This window comes from Pedobacter sp. NO84 (assembly GCF_059703915.1).
On the sequence record NZ_AP046575.1, the window covers coordinates 1,038,882 to 1,059,961 of the forward strand.

The 21,080-nt window shown below is 38.1% G+C and carries 19 protein-coding genes; 7 read left to right on the forward strand and 12 right to left on the reverse strand.

Features of this window, described 5'->3' with window-relative positions:
- Window positions 1–151: 151 nt before the first annotated feature.
- On the reverse strand, window positions 152–739 hold the full coding sequence (locus tag AC6H0V_RS04630) for a DUF4142 domain-containing protein (protein WP_497562545.1): 588 nt from the start codon (window positions 737–739) through the stop codon (window positions 152–154).
- 144 nt (window positions 740–883) lie between these two features.
- Here AC6H0V_RS04630 and AC6H0V_RS04635 point away from each other — a divergent pair, with 144 nt between their 5' ends.
- On the forward strand, window positions 884–1,159 hold the full coding sequence (locus AC6H0V_RS04635) for a hypothetical protein (protein ID WP_497562546.1): 276 nt from the start codon (window positions 884–886) through the stop codon (window positions 1,157–1,159).
- 27 nt (window positions 1,160–1,186) lie between these two features.
- On the opposite strand, the gene AC6H0V_RS04640 is transcribed toward AC6H0V_RS04635, so the two are convergent.
- Complete coding sequence (locus tag AC6H0V_RS04640; protein ID WP_497562547.1) at window positions 1,187–1,924, reverse strand: DUF72 domain-containing protein; 738 nt, start codon at window positions 1,922–1,924, stop codon at window positions 1,187–1,189.
- A 238-nt stretch (window positions 1,925–2,162) separates the two neighbouring features.
- On the opposite strand from AC6H0V_RS04640, the gene AC6H0V_RS04645 reads away from it, so the two are divergent.
- The 3 genes from AC6H0V_RS04645 (at window position 2,163) to AC6H0V_RS04655 (ending at window position 4,478) form a co-directional block, all read left to right on the forward strand.
- Window positions 2,163–2,702 (forward strand): hypothetical protein, encoded by a 540-nt coding sequence (locus AC6H0V_RS04645; RefSeq protein ID WP_497562548.1) that lies wholly within the window; start codon window positions 2,163–2,165, stop codon window positions 2,700–2,702.
- Window positions 2,703–2,871: 169 nt separating this feature from the next.
- Window positions 2,872–3,063 (forward strand): hypothetical protein, encoded by a 192-nt coding sequence (locus tag AC6H0V_RS04650; protein WP_497562549.1) that lies wholly within the window; start codon window positions 2,872–2,874, stop codon window positions 3,061–3,063.
- 266 nt (window positions 3,064–3,329) lie between these two features.
- Window positions 3,330–4,478 carry a serine hydrolase domain-containing protein gene (locus tag AC6H0V_RS04655; protein WP_497562550.1) on the forward strand — a complete coding sequence of 383 codons (1,149 nt, stop codon included), beginning with the start codon at window positions 3,330–3,332 and terminating at the stop codon, window positions 4,476–4,478.
- Between the two features lie 43 nt (window positions 4,479–4,521).
- Here the strand turns inward: AC6H0V_RS04655 and AC6H0V_RS04660 are convergent, their stop codons facing one another.
- Complete coding sequence (locus AC6H0V_RS04660; protein ID WP_497562551.1) at window positions 4,522–4,887, reverse strand: hypothetical protein; 366 nt, start codon at window positions 4,885–4,887, stop codon at window positions 4,522–4,524.
- Window positions 4,888–4,991: 104 nt separating this feature from the next.
- Here AC6H0V_RS04660 and AC6H0V_RS04665 point away from each other — a divergent pair, with 104 nt between their 5' ends.
- From AC6H0V_RS04665 to AC6H0V_RS04675, 3 genes are all read left to right on the forward strand, one after another.
- On the forward strand, window positions 4,992–5,198 hold the full coding sequence (locus AC6H0V_RS04665; protein ID WP_497562552.1) for a hypothetical protein: 207 nt from the start codon (window positions 4,992–4,994) through the stop codon (window positions 5,196–5,198).
- 207 nt (window positions 5,199–5,405) lie between these two features.
- On the forward strand, window positions 5,406–6,392 hold the full coding sequence (locus AC6H0V_RS04670; protein WP_497562553.1) for an LLM class flavin-dependent oxidoreductase: 987 nt from the start codon (window positions 5,406–5,408) through the stop codon (window positions 6,390–6,392).
- A gap of 223 nt (window positions 6,393–6,615) precedes the next feature.
- Entirely contained in the window at window positions 6,616–6,864 is a 249-nt protein-coding gene (locus AC6H0V_RS04675; RefSeq protein ID WP_497562554.1) for a hypothetical protein, read from the forward strand.
- Between the two features lie 155 nt (window positions 6,865–7,019).
- Here the strand turns inward: AC6H0V_RS04675 and AC6H0V_RS04680 are convergent, their stop codons facing one another.
- From AC6H0V_RS04680 to AC6H0V_RS04720, 9 genes are all read right to left on the reverse strand, one after another.
- Entirely contained in the window at window positions 7,020–8,420 is a 1,401-nt protein-coding gene (locus AC6H0V_RS04680; RefSeq protein ID WP_497562555.1) for a nucleoside recognition domain-containing protein, read from the reverse strand.
- Between the two features lie 34 nt (window positions 8,421–8,454).
- Window positions 8,455–9,642 (reverse strand): M14 family zinc carboxypeptidase, encoded by a 1,188-nt coding sequence (locus AC6H0V_RS04685; RefSeq protein WP_497562556.1) that lies wholly within the window; start codon window positions 9,640–9,642, stop codon window positions 8,455–8,457.
- Window positions 9,629–12,505, reverse strand: a complete 2,877-nt coding sequence (locus AC6H0V_RS04690) for a S9 family peptidase (protein WP_497562557.1) — start codon at window positions 12,503–12,505, stop codon at window positions 9,629–9,631. The genes AC6H0V_RS04685 and AC6H0V_RS04690 overlap by 14 nt, the downstream gene beginning before the upstream one ends.
- A 272-nt stretch (window positions 12,506–12,777) precedes the next feature.
- The gene (gene yidC, locus AC6H0V_RS04695) at window positions 12,778–14,589 is read right to left on the reverse strand and encodes a membrane protein insertase YidC (RefSeq protein ID WP_497562558.1); all 1,812 of its coding nucleotides are present in this window, start codon (window positions 14,587–14,589) and stop codon (window positions 12,778–12,780) included.
- Between the two features lie 95 nt (window positions 14,590–14,684).
- A complete protein-coding gene (pyrG, locus tag AC6H0V_RS04700; RefSeq protein WP_497562559.1) occupies window positions 14,685–16,304 on the reverse strand; it encodes a CTP synthase in 1,620 nt (539 codons plus the stop codon).
- Between the two features lie 260 nt (window positions 16,305–16,564).
- Window positions 16,565–16,987: a four helix bundle protein gene (locus AC6H0V_RS04705; protein ID WP_497562560.1), complete on the reverse strand. Its 423-nt coding sequence runs from the start codon at window positions 16,985–16,987 to the stop codon at window positions 16,565–16,567.
- A 219-nt stretch (window positions 16,988–17,206) separates the two neighbouring features.
- Entirely contained in the window at window positions 17,207–18,085 is an 879-nt protein-coding gene (locus tag AC6H0V_RS04710; protein ID WP_497562561.1) for a glycoside hydrolase family 16 protein, read from the reverse strand.
- A gap of 50 nt (window positions 18,086–18,135) precedes the next feature.
- A complete protein-coding gene (locus AC6H0V_RS04715) occupies window positions 18,136–19,557 on the reverse strand; it encodes a PKD domain-containing protein (RefSeq protein ID WP_497562562.1) in 1,422 nt (473 codons plus the stop codon).
- An 11-nt stretch (window positions 19,558–19,568) separates the two neighbouring features.
- Window positions 19,569–21,080: a RagB/SusD family nutrient uptake outer membrane protein gene (locus tag AC6H0V_RS04720; RefSeq protein WP_497562563.1), complete on the reverse strand. Its 1,512-nt coding sequence runs from the start codon at window positions 21,078–21,080 to the stop codon at window positions 19,569–19,571.

A 21,080-nucleotide genomic window follows, 5' to 3' on the forward strand; every position in this document is an offset into this window, starting at 1 on the left:
TCATATCCCTATATGATAGTACCAAAGGTGAAAGTTTTTAAACACATGAAAGTTAAGTGTCGATAAATGCACAAAACATATCGATAAATATAGTTCTGGCCCAAAAAAAAAGCCAATCAACGCGATTGGCTTTTTTAGGTAGATGATATTCTTACTTCATGCTATCCTGCATTTTTTGGATCATGTCTAAATGCATTTTAACAACTGGTGCGGTTTTGGAAGCAAAAGCTTTTAAATCAGCATCCATGCCGTCTTTAGCTTCTTTTTCCATTAGGTCTAATGTTTTTTTATGGCCATCAACCATCATGTCAACGTATTTTTTGTCAAAATCTCTTCCGGTCATTGCCTTTAGATCGCTCGCCATCTTCATGTGGTTTTCATCTAAAGCTGTTGGTAATGTAACGTTTTTCATTGCTGCAACCGCTTTCAGTTCTTCATTGGCTTTTCCATGATCGTTAACCATCATGTTTGCAAACTCTTTTACTTTGGCATTGGTTGATTTTGATAAAGCAATTTTTCCTAATTCTACTTCTGCCATTCCACCAACGGCTGCTTCTGTAGCAAATTTAGCGTCGTCTTCCGCAACGGCTACACCACCCGTAGCAGCAGCGTTAGTTGTAGTATCTTTGGTTTCATTTAAACTGTCGGCAGTTTCTTTCGAATCTTTTGCCTCATTATTACAGCTTTGGAATGCAAATGCTGAAATAACAATCAGACTTAGGTAAGCTAATTTTTTCATGATTTTATTTTTTGTTTGTGCTTATAACAAAAAACAAAGGTTAATGTTTATTTAGCCTTAAACACTGTGGTTGTAGGAAATAAAGTGAGGATAGCAACAACTAAATGCTTTTCCATTTGTTTTTGATGAAATAATTCGATTATTATGGAAAATATAAACCTTGATCAAGACGCAGTGAATAAAGATTTTGATGGAAACGCTTCTCTAACTCCTGTCCGTGATGCAGAATCCGACATTATCGGTGGAGCTAGGCAAACGGATCAATTAGACAAGCTCAGAGAAAATGCCGGTAACGATAGGAGCGATGGTCAAACATCTGTAGCGCCCTTGGATGTAAATGATGGGTCTAAATTTAATGCTTCCATAGACAGTTCGACCCAACCAAAAGTAGCATATCCAAAAAGCGAAGAGGAAAATTAGAATCGAAATTTAGCTAAATTGCTACACCTATTTAAGGCCAATCATTTCTTTTAAAGTAATGGCATTAAATGCAGCATAACCCGCTTGATCGTTATCAAAATAGAGATAAACATCTCTGCCATTTTCTTGTTGCTCCTTAATAAAGTTGGCCCATATTGTTAAATTTTCGATGCTATAACTCCCTTGATATTTGTCTCCAGGGCCATGTAACCTAATATAAACAAAATCTGCCGTGATGCTAAGAGGCGACAAATGCCCTGCCAGTTCGTAGATACAAAATGCGCAATTGAACTTTTTAAGTAAATCAAAAACTTCCTGAGTATACCAGGAATGGTCTCTAAATTCGAACGTATAGCGGTAATTTCGAGGAAGACGTTCAAGAAACTGTGTTAGCCTGGCGATATTGATTTGCCATCTTGGAGGTAACTGAAATAAAATTGGACCTAATCTATTGTCAAGATGTGATGCGTTATCCAAAAATGGCAACAATTCGGCTTCATTTACATTTAACTTTTTTAGGTGTGTAAAGAATCTATTTCCTTTAACAGCAAAAATAAAACCTTCTGGTACACTATTTTTCCATGTCTCGAAATTACTGGCCGATGGTTGCCGATAAAATGAGTTATTTAATTCTACAGTATTAAAAATGCTGTAATAATAATTAAGTTGGTCTGCCTTTTTTAGGTCTCCAGGATAGAATACATTATCCCAATGCTTATATTTCCAGCCAGATGTTCCTATATAGATTTTTCCCGTTTGTTTCATTTGCGGTAAACAACCCACCTCGTTTCGGGTTTTAGAAAATTTTACATAAGTATAATTACACTTTCTCCTGTGGTTTATACGTGATTTTATTTTTCTAAAAACAAAATTAACCGATTTTCATTTTATGCTTATGGCACAAATGCCTAACGTAGGGGAGTTTAGCATAATAAAAATAAAATTAAGATATCAGCCTTAAGCGCAAATATTAACCAATTATTTATATACTAAATCTATTACTATGAATTACCAAGATCAAAACGAAGAGCAAAGAGATCAGAATGCTCAAAGCTCTAATCAATCTGGCATGGGCGAAAACCAGTCAAAAAATCAAAACACCTCTAACCAAGAGGGCGTCGATTGGCAAAACCAACAAAATCAAGGTGGACAACAATCCCAAGGAAGCGATTGGCAAAACCAGCAAGGCCAGCAAAATCAACAAAATCAAGGTGGACAACAATCTCAAGGAAGCGATTGGCAGAACCAACAAGATAGCCAGGCTTCACAGGGTCAACAGTCTAACTCTCAACAGAGCGGCAGCCAATTTGGCCAACAAGGTAATAACTCAAGTGAATCCGGAGTAGGAAACAATCAGGATAGGGGGTTCACTAACGAGAATGGTCAAATGAGCGGAAGCAATGCTGATTCTGCTTCAAATTATGGTCAATCGTCAAACTTCGATCAAGAAGATGAACTTTCTGAAGATGATGAAACAAGCCAATTTGATGACGACGAAGATGGCCTAGACCAAGACGAGAAAACTGGTGGATCGGCTTTTTAGTTTAAGGTAGATAAATCGAATCCCATAGTAATCGCTATGGGATTTTTTGTTTATGCCAAGATACTATTCCAGATGTTCCCACTATAAACCTCATAAAAGATAAAACCTTTTAGCATAGAAACTATTTAATACCTAAAAGAAACTAAATTATATACTTAATCCAAAAAGAATGAAAATTAAATTATTAACTATCCTCGCCATTGCAGGTTTTGCTTTTGCAGGATGTGGGTCCAATAAAAATGATGACGGAACTACTGATTCTGCTATGGTTGACACTACGATAACAACCTCATCTACGGTCGACACCAATGTTGTAGATACCTCATCTACTACCGTTCCTGTAGACAGCACCAGACAATAAGATGAAAGCAAAAAGACTAAAGCTAAAAGCAGATAAAACTTTGCTTAATCAATGCTTTAGTCTTTTTGCCTTGTATCCTCCGCTAGGGCTCAAAATTCATTTTCCATTTCCGTACTTACCGCCGTCAAGGCCATTAAATGTACAATTTGTAGGCACGTTTTAATTGTTCGAATAATTTTTGATGTTACTCTTTTAATCGCGACATTTAATGATTGCCATAAATCAGGGCTATTTTATGTCTTCATGTGTACATTCAATAAATTCCAATGCATAATTTAAACACTTTTAAGTCAGGACTAATCCTATTATTCCTTTTTTCTATTTCCTTAAGTTGCTTTGCGCAAGCCGAAAAGGCAGAAGCCGAAATCCAAGAAATAATGAAACTGCGCAGTGTTGTTGGATTAGCTGTTGCAGTGGTTAAGGAAGGAAAAATAGTATATACTCATTCGTTTGGATTAAAAAACATAGAAACCAACACACCACTTACCGATGAAACGCTATTTAGAATTGCTTCTATTTCAAAATCATTTTCTTCAACCTCAATAATGCAATTGGTAGAAGCCAAAAAGCTATCGTTAAGTGATGATTTCAGTAACTTGGTAGGCTTTAAAGTACGTAACCCTAAATTTCCGGATGCGATAATCACCCTAAAAATGGTACTCTCCCATACATCGAGCATTAACGATAGCGAAGGATATTTTTACCTAGATGTAATTAACCCTGATAAAAACCCAAATTGGGCCAAATGTTATAATGATTATGCCCCAGGTGCGGGATACCAATATTGTAATCTAAATTTTAACATGGTGGGGACGATTATAGAAAAGATCTCTGGCGAACGTTTTGATCAGTATGTTAAGCACCATATTTTAGATCCATTAGGACTCTACGCGGGATATTGCGTTGATTCCTTAGACAAAAACCGCTTTGCAACCTTGTATGAATATGATGCCAAGACACAAAATTTTACCGCCGCGCTTGCTGCCTATAATCCACGTTCTGAAGAAATAAAAAATTATACCATGGGTTACAGCACACCTATTTTTTCGCCAACCGGCGGAATGAAAATTTCTGCTACAGATTTAGCCAAGTATATGACCATGCATATGAATTACGGAAAGTATGAAAAGGGAAGGATCATTTCTAAAAAAAGCTCAAAAACGATGCAGACCAAACTTTCTGATGAAGAAAATTATGGCTTGGCCCTTAGGATCTCCGACCAGCTCATTCCAGGTAAAACCATGGTTGGGCATACTGGTTCAGCTTATGGCCTATACAGCGTAATGTTCTTCGATCCTAAAGAAAAATTCGGATTCGTTGTAATCACAAATGGTTGTAATCCCGTTTATAAAGATACTTTTTGTGCGGCCTTAAAGGAATCCGCAAATTCCTTGTATAACGCTTTTATAAAGTAATATCTATTGGTAGTGGTAACTTTTAGTTAATCCGACTACCGACTTAGGACTTACCGTTTAGCTCTTCTTCTTCTTTTTTGGCAGTGATTTTAAGTTTTTTAAGATCAATTCTGATCAGATTATACAAACTCATGTAAACATTGGCTATCCAAACTATAGAAAATCCAGCTAAGATGTAACCTCGCCAACCGGGATAGATCAAGGTGTATTTGGTCATTAATAAGATCAGAACGGTTACGTAATGACTGAAACAGTATTCGCAGGTAAATAGGTAAAAGAACTTCCGTTCATAGATTTTTTTGCAGTTAACAGATTTGCCAATGCAAAATTCTCGGATCTCTTTAAAAACTTCTTCCTTGGTAATTGTCCAAGCAATACATGCTACAGGAACAGCTAAAATGAAAATCATCTCCATATCAACTAAACCGTATTGATATCTATAATGTTTGCAGACCGTTAAATTTTTTAAAACCTTTTTGCTTAAACTCTCCTTATAGTTATAAATTCTATATCATGGTAAATAAAAATAATAACCCAGAGGGGGATGAGATCAATCCTGTGTCGAGAAAAACCAACGAAGAAATTGATACAGACGATAATAGCAACCTAATTATCGATGGAAAGTATGCTGCTAAAGATCAATCTTTGCCTTCTGATGGTCCCTTTAGTGAAGACATCCCGAAAGGAAGAAATAGTTTGATTGAGGGAAAAGAAGATTAAGATTAATATGTAAAATGGAAGATGGAAGATGGAAGATGCCTGCCTGCCGGACAGGCAGGGAAGATGGAGGTGGAAGGTGAATGATTTGAAACATACCAGTTAACTTAAAATCCCTGCCTGCCGGTAGGCGTGGGTGTAATCATCAAATCTGTGTAATCATCCGCGAAGCGAAAATCTTTGTACTCATTTTCTGTCTATCTTTGAGGCATGAAAATTCCATATTCTGTATTAGATTTAGCTACAGTAATTCAAGATAAAACCCCAGCAGATACCTTTAAAAATAGTGTTGCACTTGCGCAGCATGCAGAGGCATTAGGGTACGAACGCTATTGGTTGGCAGAGCACCATAACATGATTAGTGTGGCCAGCTCGGCAACATCTGTCCTGATTGGGCATATCGCTGGGCATACTCAAACCATACGCGTAGGTTCTGGAGGTATAATGCTGCCAAATCATTCTCCTTTAATTGTAGCAGAACAATTTGGAACCTTGGCAACCCTATACCCAAATCGGATCGATTTAGGGTTGGGCAGAGCACCTGGGACAGACCAGTTAACTGCGATGGAAATTAGAGGGGAACGGTTTTCAGCGCCACACAACTTTCCACAAGATGTGCTCAAACTGCAACGATACTTATCCCATGCCAATAGCGAGAGCAAAGTAAGGGCCATTCCAGGCGAAGGAACAGAGGTGCCCATATGGATTTTGGGTTCAAGCACAGACAGCGCACATTTGGCTGCTTCTTACGGATTGCCTTATGCTTTCGCCAGTCACTTCGCGCCGACCTATTTCATGGAGGCAATTCAAATTTATCGACAAAATTTTCGCCCATCAGCAACCCTTGCAAAGCCGTATGTAATGGCATGCGTTAACGTTGTTGCTGCAGATACAGATAAAGAAGCCGAACAATTAGCAACATCTCTTAAGCAATTATTTATGGGTATTGTTACCGGCAAACGTAGATTATTGCAGCCACCAATCCCAAGTATGGATCAAATTTGGGATAGGATGGAGGAAGAGGCAGTTAACCAAATGCTGGCCATCGCTTTTATCGGAGGACGGGCAAAATTAAAAGATCAGCTTAGTTCGTTTATCGATCAAACGCAAATTAATGAGATTATGGCAACCTCACATATTTATGATCATGACGCAAGGTTGCATTCTTATCGATTGTTTTCAGAAATTATGCAATAAGCAAGGCCTATCCGCAAATACTTGAAGGGCTTCCCACAGCTGTCACCCCGAGGGTATTCAAAGGCATAACAAGTCTTCGACTAGGCTCAGACCAACAAATTTAGAATGCTCATTAGATGAAATTTATCAGGTGAAAATTACAACCCTACTCTCTACGTTTTTTGATTTTAAGCAAACAAAGGAGTAATCATTTTGTTATGATATAACCCTAAAACCTAAAACCATGTTGAACGATTATTTAGACCTCCAATTTGATGTTAAAGGAAAGACCTTTAACGGGTTCTGTATGCGAATTCACGATGAATTTCATTTAACCTACGCCGTAATATTAGAAGATTGCCATTCGTTCTGCATCTGGTTAGATGATAAGTCTGAAAAATGGTACTCATCAAAATTTACAAATTTAGATCCCACGGTTTTAGATCAGATTATCGGCAAAATAGCTGTTCCACAGGAAGCAAATTACGCTTGAGTCGGGAGTTTAGAGTTGGGAGTTGCTTAATTTCGCTTAACAATATATATAATTTTTCTTTAGAAGGATTTACATTTGCGCCATTCGAAAGCTTGGCTCCAAAATCTGTGTAATCTTTAATAATCTGTGTAATCATTTATATCTGTGCAATCCTTTTACCCAAAGAATAGGTAAGCCAAACCAATAGCAGTACACACACCTACCAAATCGGCCAACAGCATGGCGCCAATAGCATATCTGGTATTTTTTACGCTTACAGAGCCAAAATAAACTGCAATAACGTAAAAAGTAGTATCAGCTGCCCCTTGGAAGACACCTGATAGTTTACTGGCAAAAGAATCAGGACCATAGGTTGTCATCGCGTCTACCATCATCCCACGTGCGGCGCCTCCACTTAAAGGCCTCACTAATGCAGTAGGCAATGCATCTACAAAACGGGTATCGGCACCCAGCATCACAAAGAATTGCTTGATTCCCATAATTACTACGTCAAATGTTCCGCTTGTACGTAACATGCTAATGGCAACAAGCATCCCAACTAAATATGGGATAATTTTAACAGCCGTTTCGAACCCATTTTTAGCTCCTTCTACAAAGGCATCAAAAATGTCTATTTTTTTATAAATGCCTCCTAAAACTATTAATAGAATCACCAATAATATCAATCCATTACTTAACTGACCTGAGAATAATTTAATTCCATCAGTATTTAATGAAGTAATATACACCACCAAGAGTGCTATTATTATTGATATACCTAAAATCCAGCCCAAAATAACAGGTTGGAGCAGATTAATCTTTTGTTTAAATGAAACAATTAGCATCGCCGCAATCGTACCAACAAACGTCACGATTAGGCATGGAATAAACACATCAGTTGGATCTGTAGCATTTGCTGTTGCTCTAATTGCGATCACACTTACCGGAATAAGATTTAACCCAGCTGCATGAAGACATAAAAACATAATCTGCGAATTACTTGCAGTTTCTTTGTTGGGGTTTAGTTCTTGTAAACTCTCCATTGCTTTTAGTCCGAATGGTGTTGCAGCATTATCTAGTCCCAATAAATTGGCAGAAAAATTCATGATCATATGGCCCATAGAAGGATGTCCCTTTGGAATTTCAGGAAAAAGTTTAGAGAAAAATGGACCAACAATGCGAGAGAGTAGCCTAATTCCTCCAGCTTTTTCGGCGATACTCATTAACCCAATAAATAGGGCCAAAACCCCAATCAGTTTTAAGCAAAGATCAACTGCGTTCCAACAGGTTGCTATAACCCCATCACTACCTTGTTCATGATAAGAAATGTATTCGTTTTTTGAATTTTTGGCGTAACTAATTTCACTTGATTTATATATTTTATTTTTTGAAATGGCAGTAATTATAGTGGGGGCCAGTTTAGTACTGTCGATTATTGTGGTATGAGAAGTATCACCTTGTTTGCCTACAACCATGCGGCTGTACATGCCTTTACCATTATCTGAAACTAACATTTGATAGGTAGCCACCAAAATAGCGACGATTATAAATGCACTCCAAATCCTACTTAATGCCATTTTCTTTTATTTTTTATTTGAATGTAGTATTTTTTTAAAGTAATTCTCCATTGTTAAATGATAAAATCAACTTTCCATCTATCTCCAACTCGAAATGCGCATTTTTAAAAACCACGATTTCTCCTGTGAGCAGGGCAGAGGTGGCATCATATTTATCATATGCCTCACAGAAACTCAGATCGCCAACATCTTCGATATGGTACGTTTTAAATGTGCCTGTTCCATCAGTCAATGGAAATTCATCATAATTTATACCAACGCTTACTGTAATCCCATTTAACAATAGGTTATCAATCAGAATATGAAAGATCTGCTTGCTATTCTGAGGAATTTTAAAATATTGCGTTAAGTCTTGTTCATTATAGGTTTTAGTTGCTATTGAAATTAAACCTGATAACATTGCTCCAAAATATAGCTTTCTAATCTCCTGTTTTTCAAAATCATTCGAGTATCCTCCTGCTTCGATTAAAATAGTTGATGTTCCGGCAGCCTGAAAATTATCGCCAAATGCCCTGGGTTCATATTCATCTTTGAACAATCCGATATGGTGGGGCAAAATTTTATCCATCTGCTTAAACATATCAGCAATTACCAACATCGCTTTTTTTCGGGTTTCGGTAATGCTCAGTTTTTCATCGGCCGAAGGCGCTAAGAAAGATAAAGTAGCAGGTTTTAAGCTTCCGGTAACACTCCATAAGGTAATTTGGTCATGAAGGTTAAATCCAAAGTCTGGATTGATATCCTCTCTGCATTGCTTTAAAATTCGTGCTTCTGGGGTTGCCAATTGAAGATAATCTCTATTAATATCAATCTGTTGACTATTTCTTCTAGTAAATACGGCTGCTCCATCAGGATTTACCATGGGGATGATAAACAGTTGACAGTTGTCAGTTAACAGTTTTACAGTTGAGTTTTCACTTTGCAAAAAATTAAACAAATCGAAGAGTGCCATGGTTCCAGTGGCCTCATCCCCGTGCATTTGGCTCCAAAGAAATACTTTGGTTTTGCCTTTGCCCCATTTTATCAGGTTAATGCTAAGACCATTTACAGAACTCCCAATTTCCTTGATCTCAAAATCCGCTGATAAACCTTTTAAAAGGGAGAGGATATCCTGATGTTTAAAAAAGCGGTCTTTCAACCGGCTCTCTTTAAAATTATGGTGATCTTGGAGCAAACTTTCGAAGTTTCTTAAACCTAGAAAGTCTTTTTTAAGGTTTCTCATCCGTTAATTCAAATCCCCATGTCCTTCCTTTTTCGGTTGCTGGAATACCACCAACCATCCAAACCGGTGCTTTTGCCCCTTTTAGATAATAGTCAAAAAACTGTTGTTCACGAATTTGAATGTCTTTTTTATTCTGACGGAGCACTAAATTATGCGCCTCGTTATTGTAGTTTAACAGCCAAACCGGTTTGCCCAATCGTTTTAGCCCAGTAAACATTTCAATTCCTTGGTACCATGGCACCGCTCCATCTGCATCATTACTCATGATTACTACGGGCGTAGTTACTTTTGGCAGGTTAAATAATGGCGAGTTTTCGATATACAACTCTGGTTTTTCCCATAAGGTAGCACCAATTCTGCTTTGTGTCTTTTCATATTGAAACTGTCTGTTCATTCCACTTTCCCAACGAATTCCACCATAGGCAGAGGTCATATTTACTACCGGAGCACCCGCCCAAGCTGCAGCATACATGTTTGTTGCCGTAATAAGATGTGCAACTTGATAACCTCCCCAACTTTGTCCCTGGATTCCGATTTTTGTTCCATCAACCCATGCATTTTTCTTTAAGTTTTCGACACCAGAATTGATAAACTCTTCTGCAGATTTACCGGGGTGACCGGTTTCGTAGCTAATATCAGGTGCGAAAACCAAATATCCATTGCTCACAAAAAATGGAATATTTAAACGTGATGGTGTAGGAGCAGGGGCGTTATAGCTGTAAAGTCCTTCTGATAATTTCTCGTAGAAATAAACTATCATTGGGTATTTTTTGGTAGGATCAAAATTCTCTGGTTTGTACAAAATACCGTCGGATTTGTATCCTTTTGGCGTAGTCCATTTCACCAATTCTGCGGTCCCCCAGTTGTAATTAGCTTGTTGGGGATTGGTACTACTTAATTTTGTAGCAATTTTCAAGTCTTTCGAGATATAAACATCTGGAGAATTTACATAATTGCCTTTATCAAAGATATAATCCTCTGTATTTTTGGCTTTGATTAAATTCGAATATTTAAACGGAGCCATTACCACTAATTCTGGGGCTTTGTTATCGTTAATCGCTTTACGATAAAATCCAGTTTCTTTCGTGTTATTGTTAAACGCATCTAACCAGAGTACATCTTTTTTGGTAAAAAATCTAAAATCGGGATTGGTGCGTTCTACCCGGAACGTAATACCGTTAGTCCTTCCAAATCCATTTGTAAGGTTTTTTGGTGCCGATTTTCCATCTGGAGAAAATTGCCAAATATCATAGCGATCATATAACAGTACTGCTTTATCCTCTTCGGTCCACCCGCCAAAGCCATAGCTATTTGGTTCGTCAGGCACATCATTTTCTTCATCGTAGAATTTAACGGTCATGCCGGTATTTAAAACCGTGATTTTTCCGGTAGCAACCTGATAAGTTTTCCAAACCATGGTTTTCTTATCGTAATATAAAATGTAAGTGCCATCGGGCGATGCAGAAGCATTACCATCTAAACTTTCTATAATTTTCTTACGTGTTCCATTTTTTACATCAACCAAATAATAATCGCGAATAGCGCCCCCCGTCCATTGGGATGGGATACGGTTACCATAATCTGTTGAAGCTAATACATATCCTGCATTTCCTTCATTTACGATACTCGCTTCAGGCAGTTTTAAGTCTGTTAAGGGCACAATTTTAGGGTCTGCGCTATAGATATCAATGGTGGTTAAATAGCTTCTCTTAAGTTCACGATCAGCATTTTTCAACTGCATTGGCTGCAAATAATCGTCTTTATACCCCCAAATGTCAAGTTTTGCATTTTCGAAATCTACCAAGGTGGTATCTTTAGGTTTTTTGATCGGGGCAATGCCGAAAAATAATCGGCTTCCATCTTTACTAAATGAAACCCTGCCGTCGCCACTAACACTAAATTTTTCGGGCATGCCTATCATATCTTTGTCTACCAAAACCTGTGCGGTATCTAAAGTTATAGAGTTATAATAAAGATTAAAGTCTTTAATTTCTTGTTTTTCAGGACTTGTTTCGCCCAAAAATGCCAAGCGTTCGCTATCTTCTGCGAAAGTGAAACCCTTGAAATTTCCTCTGCCTTTAACCAGGGTTTTAAGTACAGCGGTTTCAGTATTTAACAGGAACACGCCCTGTGGAGCTGACTTTTCTTTTTTTGAGCCCGTACACGCAAACACGAGTTGTTTGCCGTCTTTGCTAAACGCATAGTCGATCACATATTTATAGGTACGTTCTACGCCTGTTGCTAAATTCTTCACAACAAGATCTGACCCTTCTTTTGATGCACTTCCAGGAAGGTCGTCGTCTGCTAAATAATCACCATCATTTTTATTTTCTGTACCAGGAGCACCGGGCCTTATCCTTTTACTTGTATCAGGGGCCTTCTCTAGATTATATGCTAAAATTGGCATCCCAGTTTCTGGAAATTTAAAAGACTTTACTCTTGGAATTTTAGTAATGGCTAAAGTTGTTAAATTAGCTATCCCCAATGAATCCTTTGGCATTTCTTCTGGTTTTTTCTTCTTAATTTTTGCTAATCTGGTGTCTTTAAACCATGGTTTAATGGCGAAGACGGCAAATTTAGAATCGGCACTAAACAGAAACATTCCGTTTGCCCCAGATAATGGCCCAGTTATAGGCGATCCCCTTGAGATCTTAATTTTCTGAGCCGTGACACTATTTTGGAAGTATAAATTTGCATCACCTTCTTGCTGGTTTACTTGGTAAGCTGCCCAAAGGCCATCATTTGATAGTTGTTTTGCTCCTACAGCTTCCCAAGTGTCATAAACAGTATGATCCAACGGTTTTTTTTGAGCGTATGCTACAGTTGCAAATAATAAAAAAAGAAAGGTTAATTTTTTTTTCATCAGAATATATAGATTGATTTAAAAATAGTTTTTGAGCTTTGGCGGTATCGAGGCCTAAAAATTGTAAAATTTATGGACAATTCAATGATGTGTATTAAAATTGTTGTATTGGCTGATTGGCCCAAAGGGCTCTCTTAGAGATTAAATTGTATGGCGAGGTTCATTAGCCATACCACAATCATACAATATCACATTAAAAAAGCCGCAGTTTGCAGTTAATCTGCACATCCGCGGCTTTCTTGTATAACGCTTAACGCTTATCGCCAAACGCTCTACTTACCTTTCTTTTCTTGCGTTTTAGCCTGAGCTTGTGTACGCATGTAATCGTCTAAACGTGATTGAAACTTCGATTTTTTCTTTTCACTAGCAGGTTTTGCCTTGTTTTCTTGCAAAATAGCATGAATCTTATCATCATTAACCATTCTCCTAATCAAATACTGTTGCAAGAAAGTTAACATGTTAGCCAAGAAATAATAATAATTTAATCCTGCCGGATAACTATTTAATACTCCTAAGAAAATGATGGGCATTATGTATCCTATGTATTTCATTTGCCCAGTAGCTCCTGAAATCTGATTATTAAAATAGGTATAGATTAATGTCGATATGGTCATTAGTATACACATCAAACTTAAGTGATCACCTATCATTGGAATGGTGAACCCAAACTTAATGAAATCATCATACGTAGAAAGATCTCTCATCCACAGGAAACTCTCGCCTCTTAGTTCGAATAGGTTAGGGAAGAAGAAGAAGAACGCCATTACAAAAGGTAACTGCAATAGCATGGGCAAACATCCCCCGAGTGGGTTTACCCCAACCTGTTTATAGAGTTTTAAATATTCTTGTTGCAAAAGTTGTTGGTTATCATCACCTACCTTCGCCTTAATCTCATCCATTTCGGGTTTCAAGATTCTCATCTTGGCCATAGAGATATAAGATTTATAGGTTAGTGGCGACATGGCAACTTTTAACAAAATCGTTAATACCAAGATGATTAATCCGTATCCCCAACCAAATCCTTCCAAGAACTGGAATACCGGTAACACAATAAAACGGTTGATGTATTTTAACGGGAAATAACCCATATCAACCTGTTTCTCTATTCCTTGACCTTGTGCTTTTAAGTTATCGAATTTGTTGTTGCCGAAATAAAATTTCATGGCATAGCTTTGCGCAGCAAGTTGGTTATAGGGTAGTTGCATATTTGCACCGTACCATTTTACTTTTCCAGTATCCGTTAAGACCTTAACTTCTAGATTACCTTTCTCAAAAGGGATCTGAGGAACGAGTACTGCTGAGAAAAATTGTTGTTTAAATGAAAACCATTCTACTTTCCCATCTTTTAGGTCTTCTTTTTTATCACCTCCCATGCCTAAATGGTCGGGATTTTTTTCTACGTATTTATAGTAGGGTGCGGCATGTTCTTGCTCTTTTTTGGCCGTTTTTTCGTGCTGTAACAAGGTGGTTTCCCAATTTAAGGTAATGGTGTTTCCTTGTACAACCTGATTTAAACCATTTAGGTTAATATTAAATCCAACATTATTTCCTGTTGGTTGAAGGTCGTAAACAAACTCGATGTATTTGTCAGCACTATAATTTGCACGCATAGATAGCCTAGATGCGGTTTGTGTGGCCGTAAAATAAAGCGTATTGGTATTTATGGTTCTTCCATCAATAATTAGATTTAGGCCAAATTTATTGTCATACCCATCAAATAAGATCACTGGCTTTCCATAGTAGGTATGTTCTTTTTTGACTTGAACCGATAAAATTCTACCTCCAAGATTAGTGAATGTTAATTTTAGGTTATCATTTTCTAACACTGATGTTGTAGCTGTTCCATTGATATTGCCTCCAAACGGGCCTTGTAATGCAATAGAATCAGGTTGTTTTGGAGTATTTACTGTGGTTGATTGCGCTGTAGTTACAGGTTTTCCAGCGTTTGCTTTCTTTAGAGAGTCGGCGGTAATTAAGGCCTGCTGCTTTTTCATTTCGGCCGGATCTGGCTTAGGCATAAAAAAGAATGCCGCTCCTAATATTACCATGATCAGGAACAGACCTGTGAAAGTATTTCTATCCATTATATTATTTTAAACTTTGTATTAATTTCATCTATCATTATGTTGTTTTAGCGGCTGGTGGTGCCACTGTAATCAAAAAGGGTGATTTGCTTTTGTTAAACAAGTTGTTTCTTTTTGGCACGCTCCATTGCAGCGGCGACAAATTTAACAAAAAGTGGGTGAGGATTTGCAACTGTTGACTTTAATTCTGGGTGAAATTGTCCACCAACGAAAAAAGGATGGTTTTTTAGCTCAATAATCTCTACTAAATTACTCTCTGGATTAATACCTGATGCGATCATCCCAGCATCTTCAAATTGCTTTAAATAACTGTTATTAAATTCGTAGCGGTGTCTATGTCTTTCGGTAATGTGCTGTTTTCCGTAAGCAGCGAAGGCTTTTGTTCCTTTTTTAATATCACAAGGATAGGCTCCCAAGCGCATAGTTCCACCTTTAAGGGTGATATTCTTTTGCTCTTCCATCATATTTATTACTTGATGTTCGGCATTTTCATCTATTTCTGAAGTATTTGCATTTTTAAGTCCCAATACATTTCTTCCATATTCGATTACTGCACATTGCATTCCTAAGCAGATACCAAAAAAGGGAATTTCTTGCGTTCTTACATATTTTATGGCTTCAATTTTTCCTTCAATTCCTCTGCTTCCAAACCCTGGAGCAACCAAAACTCCCTGTAAATGACCCAATTTTTCTTTTACATTGTCTGGATAAATACTTTCTGAGGGAATATATTCTACTCTAACTTTACACTCATTTTTTGCACCCGCATGAATAAATGCTTCTGTTATTGATTTATAAGCATCGGGAAGTTCTACATACTTGCCCACTAATCCGATTTTAACATCGGCAGTTGGGTTTTTTAATCGTCCCAAGAAATCTTTCCAGCTTTCCATATCGGGCTCATTCTTAGAAGGTAATTTTAGTTTGCTCAGTACGGTTTTGTCCAATTGCTCCTTCATCATTAACAATGGCACGCTATAGATTGATGAAGCATCAATGGATTCGATTACTGCATTTACATTTACATTACAGAACAAGGCAATTTTCTTACGGATATCCATACTAATGTGATGCTCAGTTCTACAAACCAAAATATCAGGCTGGATGCCATATTCTAATAACGCTTTTACCGAATGCTGTGTAGGTTTGGTTTTTAGCTCGCCAGCTGCCGCAAGAAACGGAATAAGTGTTAAGTGGATAACAATAGCATTGGTTGGGCCTTCTTCCCATTTAAACTGACGAACAGCTTCGATAAAAGGTAAAGATTCAATATCGCCTACAGTTCCACCTAGTTCGGTAATTACGATATCATAGTTACCAGAATCACCCAAAATACGCATGTTGCGCTTAATTTCGTCGGTAATGTGTGGTACCACCTGAACGGTTTTACCTAGATAATCGCCTTGTCGCTCTTTATTTATTACGTTTTGATAAATACGACCAGTGGTGATGTTATTGGCTTGAGAAGTAGGGGTATTAAGAAAACGCTCGTAGTGACCTAGGTCTAAATCGGTTTCGGCGCCGTCTTCTGTAACGTAGCATTCGCCGTGCTCATACGGATTTAAAGTCCCCGGATCAATATTGATATAAGGATCAAATTTTTGGATGGTTACCCGATATCCTCTTGATTGTAAAAGTTTGGCTAATGAAGCGGAAATGATGCCCTTACCTAGTGAGGAAGTAACACCGCCCGTAACAAAAATATACTTAGTCATGTTTGTGAGTTTGTGAAATTAAATAGGTTTATGCCTTTTTAATTGCTTTTGTACGGGGTACAAAGCTACACAAAAATCTCATGTATGAACGTAAATTTATAAATTATTAGACCATGGTCGATAGACGATAGACGATAGATGTGATGCATAGGGTGTTACGGAAAATAAGGAATTGAAGGAGACAGATGCCAAAAAAAGTTTAACATATCGTTATGGCTTTTATTAATAGAGCGAGGTCTTATGGAAAAGGAGGAACTTAACTATTTCAACGAGTTCTTTAATTTTGAGATCATCTTACAGAGATGCTCATAAGAATTGTACAATTCTCTAAATCTCAAATCAGAAATATACACTCTATCTAAAGCCATAAATAAACAGCTTACAACCTCCAAACCAGAACGCCCTGCATAAATTAAAAACCTAGAAAATTCTGCATTTGATTGTCCCATACATCCCTCAGCTATATTGAGATTAACTGAATCTGCAGCTTTTTTAATTTGAGTTGTCAAACTAAACAACTCAATTTTTGGAAATCCCTTTGCTAATAAATCAATCTCATTGGATAGTTTTAACGAGATTTTCCAAACTTCTAACTTTTCAAATTTAAATGCCATTACATATTTTTCAAAGAATATAGCAATGAGATTTTCAGTTTTAGCATCCCTGTTGAAAATTAACCGCAATTTTGATTGCTTTAAATTTCTAGTTAAATAATGACTATGACAACGATATTTTATGTGATATTCACTATGAATCCAAGCACTTGACTATGGACCATTGACCATGACCAAGAGCTAAACTTACAGGCATGAAATTAGGATATCATCCGCTAAGCGAAAAAAATGCCCCAGCACTGCCAGGGCATTAAAGGGTTAATTTAAGGTTAGTTGACTTTATATTACTTATTTTTCGATCATTTTATAATATCTCACATAATCGACTTCCATCTTCTGAGGGAAAATAGTATCATCAATTCCTTGTGCACCACCCCAATCGCCGCCAACGGCCAAATTAAGCAATAAATGAAACCGTTTATCAAATGGCCAAACTTTGTATCCGTTACCTTCGTTAGCAAATTCAAATACGAGTACATCGTCATAATATCCCCTCACAGCGTAGGGTGTCCAATCCATGCGGTACTTGTGGAAAGCAGTACTTGCATCTGGGATCATTTTGGTACTTGTTTTTTGGGTATTGATCTTAAAATAATAAGCTTCGGTATGGGTTGTAAAGTGCACATTATTCTGATCGTAGCCTACATGTTCCATAATATCTATTTCACCAGATTTTGGCCAATCTCCATAGGCACGGTCTGTTGGTAACATCCAAATTGCAGGCCAAGTACCTTTACCTGTGGGTAATTTGGCATTTATTTCGATTCTGCCGTACAGGAAGTCGAGCTTATTACGAGTTACCAAACGGGCCGATGTATAGGCCATACCACCCATGCTCTCTTTTTTTGCGGTGATGGCTAATTTTCCATCAGCTACGCTGGCATTCGCAAGTACATTGGTGTAATATTGTTTTTCGTTATTGCCCCATCCTGATCCTCCTAGATCATAGTCCCATTTTGAACTTAAGGGTAAACCCGTATAATCAAATTCTTCGGCCCAAGTGGGTGTACTTTCAAAACTCCAATGTTTGTCTTCAACCACAACTGGTGCTGGAGGAGTAATGATAGGTTCTTCCTGTTTTTTTGAGGAGCAGGACTGGCACGATAAGATAGAACCAACTGAGATCGCAATTAGAAAGTATCCTTTTTTAATTTTTTTAAATATCATGGGAATTAAATTTAATACTGCCTGGCAATTAACCAGGCAGTAATTGCATTTTATTTGAATTCGAAATCGTCAATATAGAAAATACCGGGGTTTGGATGGCCTTCTCCGCCTAACTGAACCACAATTTTGTCATATAAAGTTTGTGTAGACCAGCCTGAAAAGTCAAATTCTAACTGTACCCATTTATCATATTGGGCTACAGTAATTGGCTTGATCACTTCAAGTTGAGTGGTCCAGGCGTTTCCTCCAAGTAAAGAGTTTTGCAACTTCACAGAAACCTGTGCAGCTACTTTAGTAAAGTCGTTTGCTCCAGGGAAAAATACTTTTAACCTAACCTTGTTTTTAGTGGTCAGGTCAAAACGATAAGGCATGGTTACATTTAAGTTTCCATACTGCCCATCAGAGCCCGTTCTTTTTTCGTAGTATCCTACCTTTGCCGAAGTATTGATAGGGAATTTTGAAGGATTATCATAAGACCTGATATAATCCATGTTTTCGGCTGTCCACGTAACTGTTGCGGTACTTTGGAAATCGTCTGTAATATTAGCTGCTTGAATAGGTTTTAATGTTGGTGGAACCACTGGTCTAACATATCCTTTCCTGATCAGCTTAAGGTACCATGCATTCCCCGCATTTGATTTATCACCAGATCTTAGCCACATTTCGTCTGCTGTTAAATTCAAGATCTCGTACTGCGAAACGCCTAAGTAATACGAAATAAATCCATTATTACCTATGTTTAGGTACTTTTTGCCTCCAGTACTAGAAACTACCCAGGTTAAATTTGTGGGAGGGGTGTAATTAACTGTTGGGTCATTACTTCCCACTGGGCCCCCAATTCCAGGAGCGTTTGATGCATTGGCAAATGTAGTTCCATTATTGGCATAGGTATATTTTAAACCAGTTGAACTCATTTGAAAGGTCATCTCATCATCATAGAAACCAGTTCCATTTTTTTCATTGGGCCCGGCTTGGTACCAATCTGGTCCACCAGAGGTGATAGGTCCCACGCCCAAATGTCCCGGCTGGGTTTGATCGATCACCCAGGTTTTACCCGCAGGCACGGTTAGTCCGCCAGAAAGTAGGGTATAGGCAGGATCGCTCAGCATTGAGGTATTGGTATTTGCAATAGTGATCGTTTTAGTGGTGGATACCGATCCACCTGCAGCCAAAACGGTTAATTTAACGGTATAGGTGCCCGCTAAAGGATAGCCAGATTGGGCTTCATTTCCGTTTGCGGTAGTACCGTTTCCAAAATCCCAATTGGCATTAATACCATTATATAAACTTTTAAAATCTATGATGTTCGGATTTGCAGCAGTAGGGGTAGCTACGATAACCAGTTCACTGGCGTTAGGAGGGGTTCCCAATTCCCCTGTAGTTTCGCTCTTTTTACAAGAACCCAGTAGAAATACTACCGAACACAACCCAATCCAGGTTAATGTTTTCATGCTATTTTTAATTGTTTTCATTTTTTTAATGATTAATTATAACCTGGATTTTGTGAAATACCTCCTTTAGTAACATCAATTTCTGATTGTGGTATAGGCAGATACTCACTTTTTCCTGTTTTAAATCCAACAGGACCTAAAACTGCTGAAGCTCTACCTGTTCTTACCAAATCAAAGAAACGATGACCTTCAGTAGCCAGTTCCAATCTTCGCTCAGCATAAATATTATCCAACGTTGCTGGGATAGAGGCCAGTCCAACCCGCGCTCTTACTGCATCCAATAACTCTTTAGCTCTAGTAGGATTGGATCCCGCTTTAACCAAGGCTTCCGCCTGCATGAGATAGGTATCGGCCAGTCTTATCTCAATTTCATCAATTGGCCAATTTTGTTCGGCAACACCACTCGCTGAGCGAAATGCTTTTAATGGCGCGTATTTCTTAATAAAATAATCGGTGTTCTGATAACGAGCATTATAAGTTGCGCCTAAAGCTTTTAGTGCCGCACCATCAATTACAGACGCCGCAAAACGTGGATCAGTTTTTAATACGTTTACCAGATCCAAGGTAACTGGGCAAAAGCCCCATCCGCTCGAATAGGTGTCACCATTGTAGCTATCCATACCAATAAACTGGGTACCAACGTTTCCTTCGCCACCATTAATCCAGCCCCAATCAGACCATGCAGCATTATTAGAATGTGGAATTTCCAAAATTGCTTCTGCGTTAAATTTGTTTGCTGGACTAAATATATCAGCATAATTAGGAAGTAAAGCATATCCATAAGCATTACCAACCTTATTCACGTCTTCAAACAAGGTGATTGCTTCTGCCAATTTTGCATTGTCATTTTGATAGAGCAATACTTTAGCCAATTGGGCTTTTGCAGCACCCATAGAAATCCTACCCTTTTCGCCAGCGGCAATGGTAGGTGGCAATCCAGGATAAGCCTCCCTTAGGTCTTTTTCTATCTGTGCGTAAATTGCTGCTGGGGTTGCTTGTGTTTGCGTGTATAGCTCACTCGTGGCCAATACTTTAGTGATTAACGGTACGCGTCCGAAGAAACGAACCAGATCAAAGTAAAAATAAGCCCTTAAGAATTTTGCTTCTGCGGTAACCCTAGTTTTAAAAGGGGCACTTAAGGTTGTTGATTTTTCTATCTTATCTAAGATTAAATTTGCTCGGTTTATGCCGGTAAAGTTCTTAGACCATAGGCCAGACTGTGGGCCAACCCTCGAATCCATGTTAAAATTATCGAAGGCAACCCATCCAGGTTGATCCTGAGCATTACTACCGCCTGCCCAGCAATCGTCTGAAGCAGCACTTAACAAAGGCATTTTCATGGTATACCCACCCGTTGTGCCCCATTGCATTACATCGTAAACAGCAATCACGCCCTGCATTACCTCAGTTTCATTTTTATAGAAATTATCTTCTAATGCAGTACCTTTTGGCGTTAGCTCCAGATAGTCCTTTTTACAGGATACAAAAGCTTGCATCATCGCAACTATTGCGATCGTACATAGTATATATTTATATTTCATCAT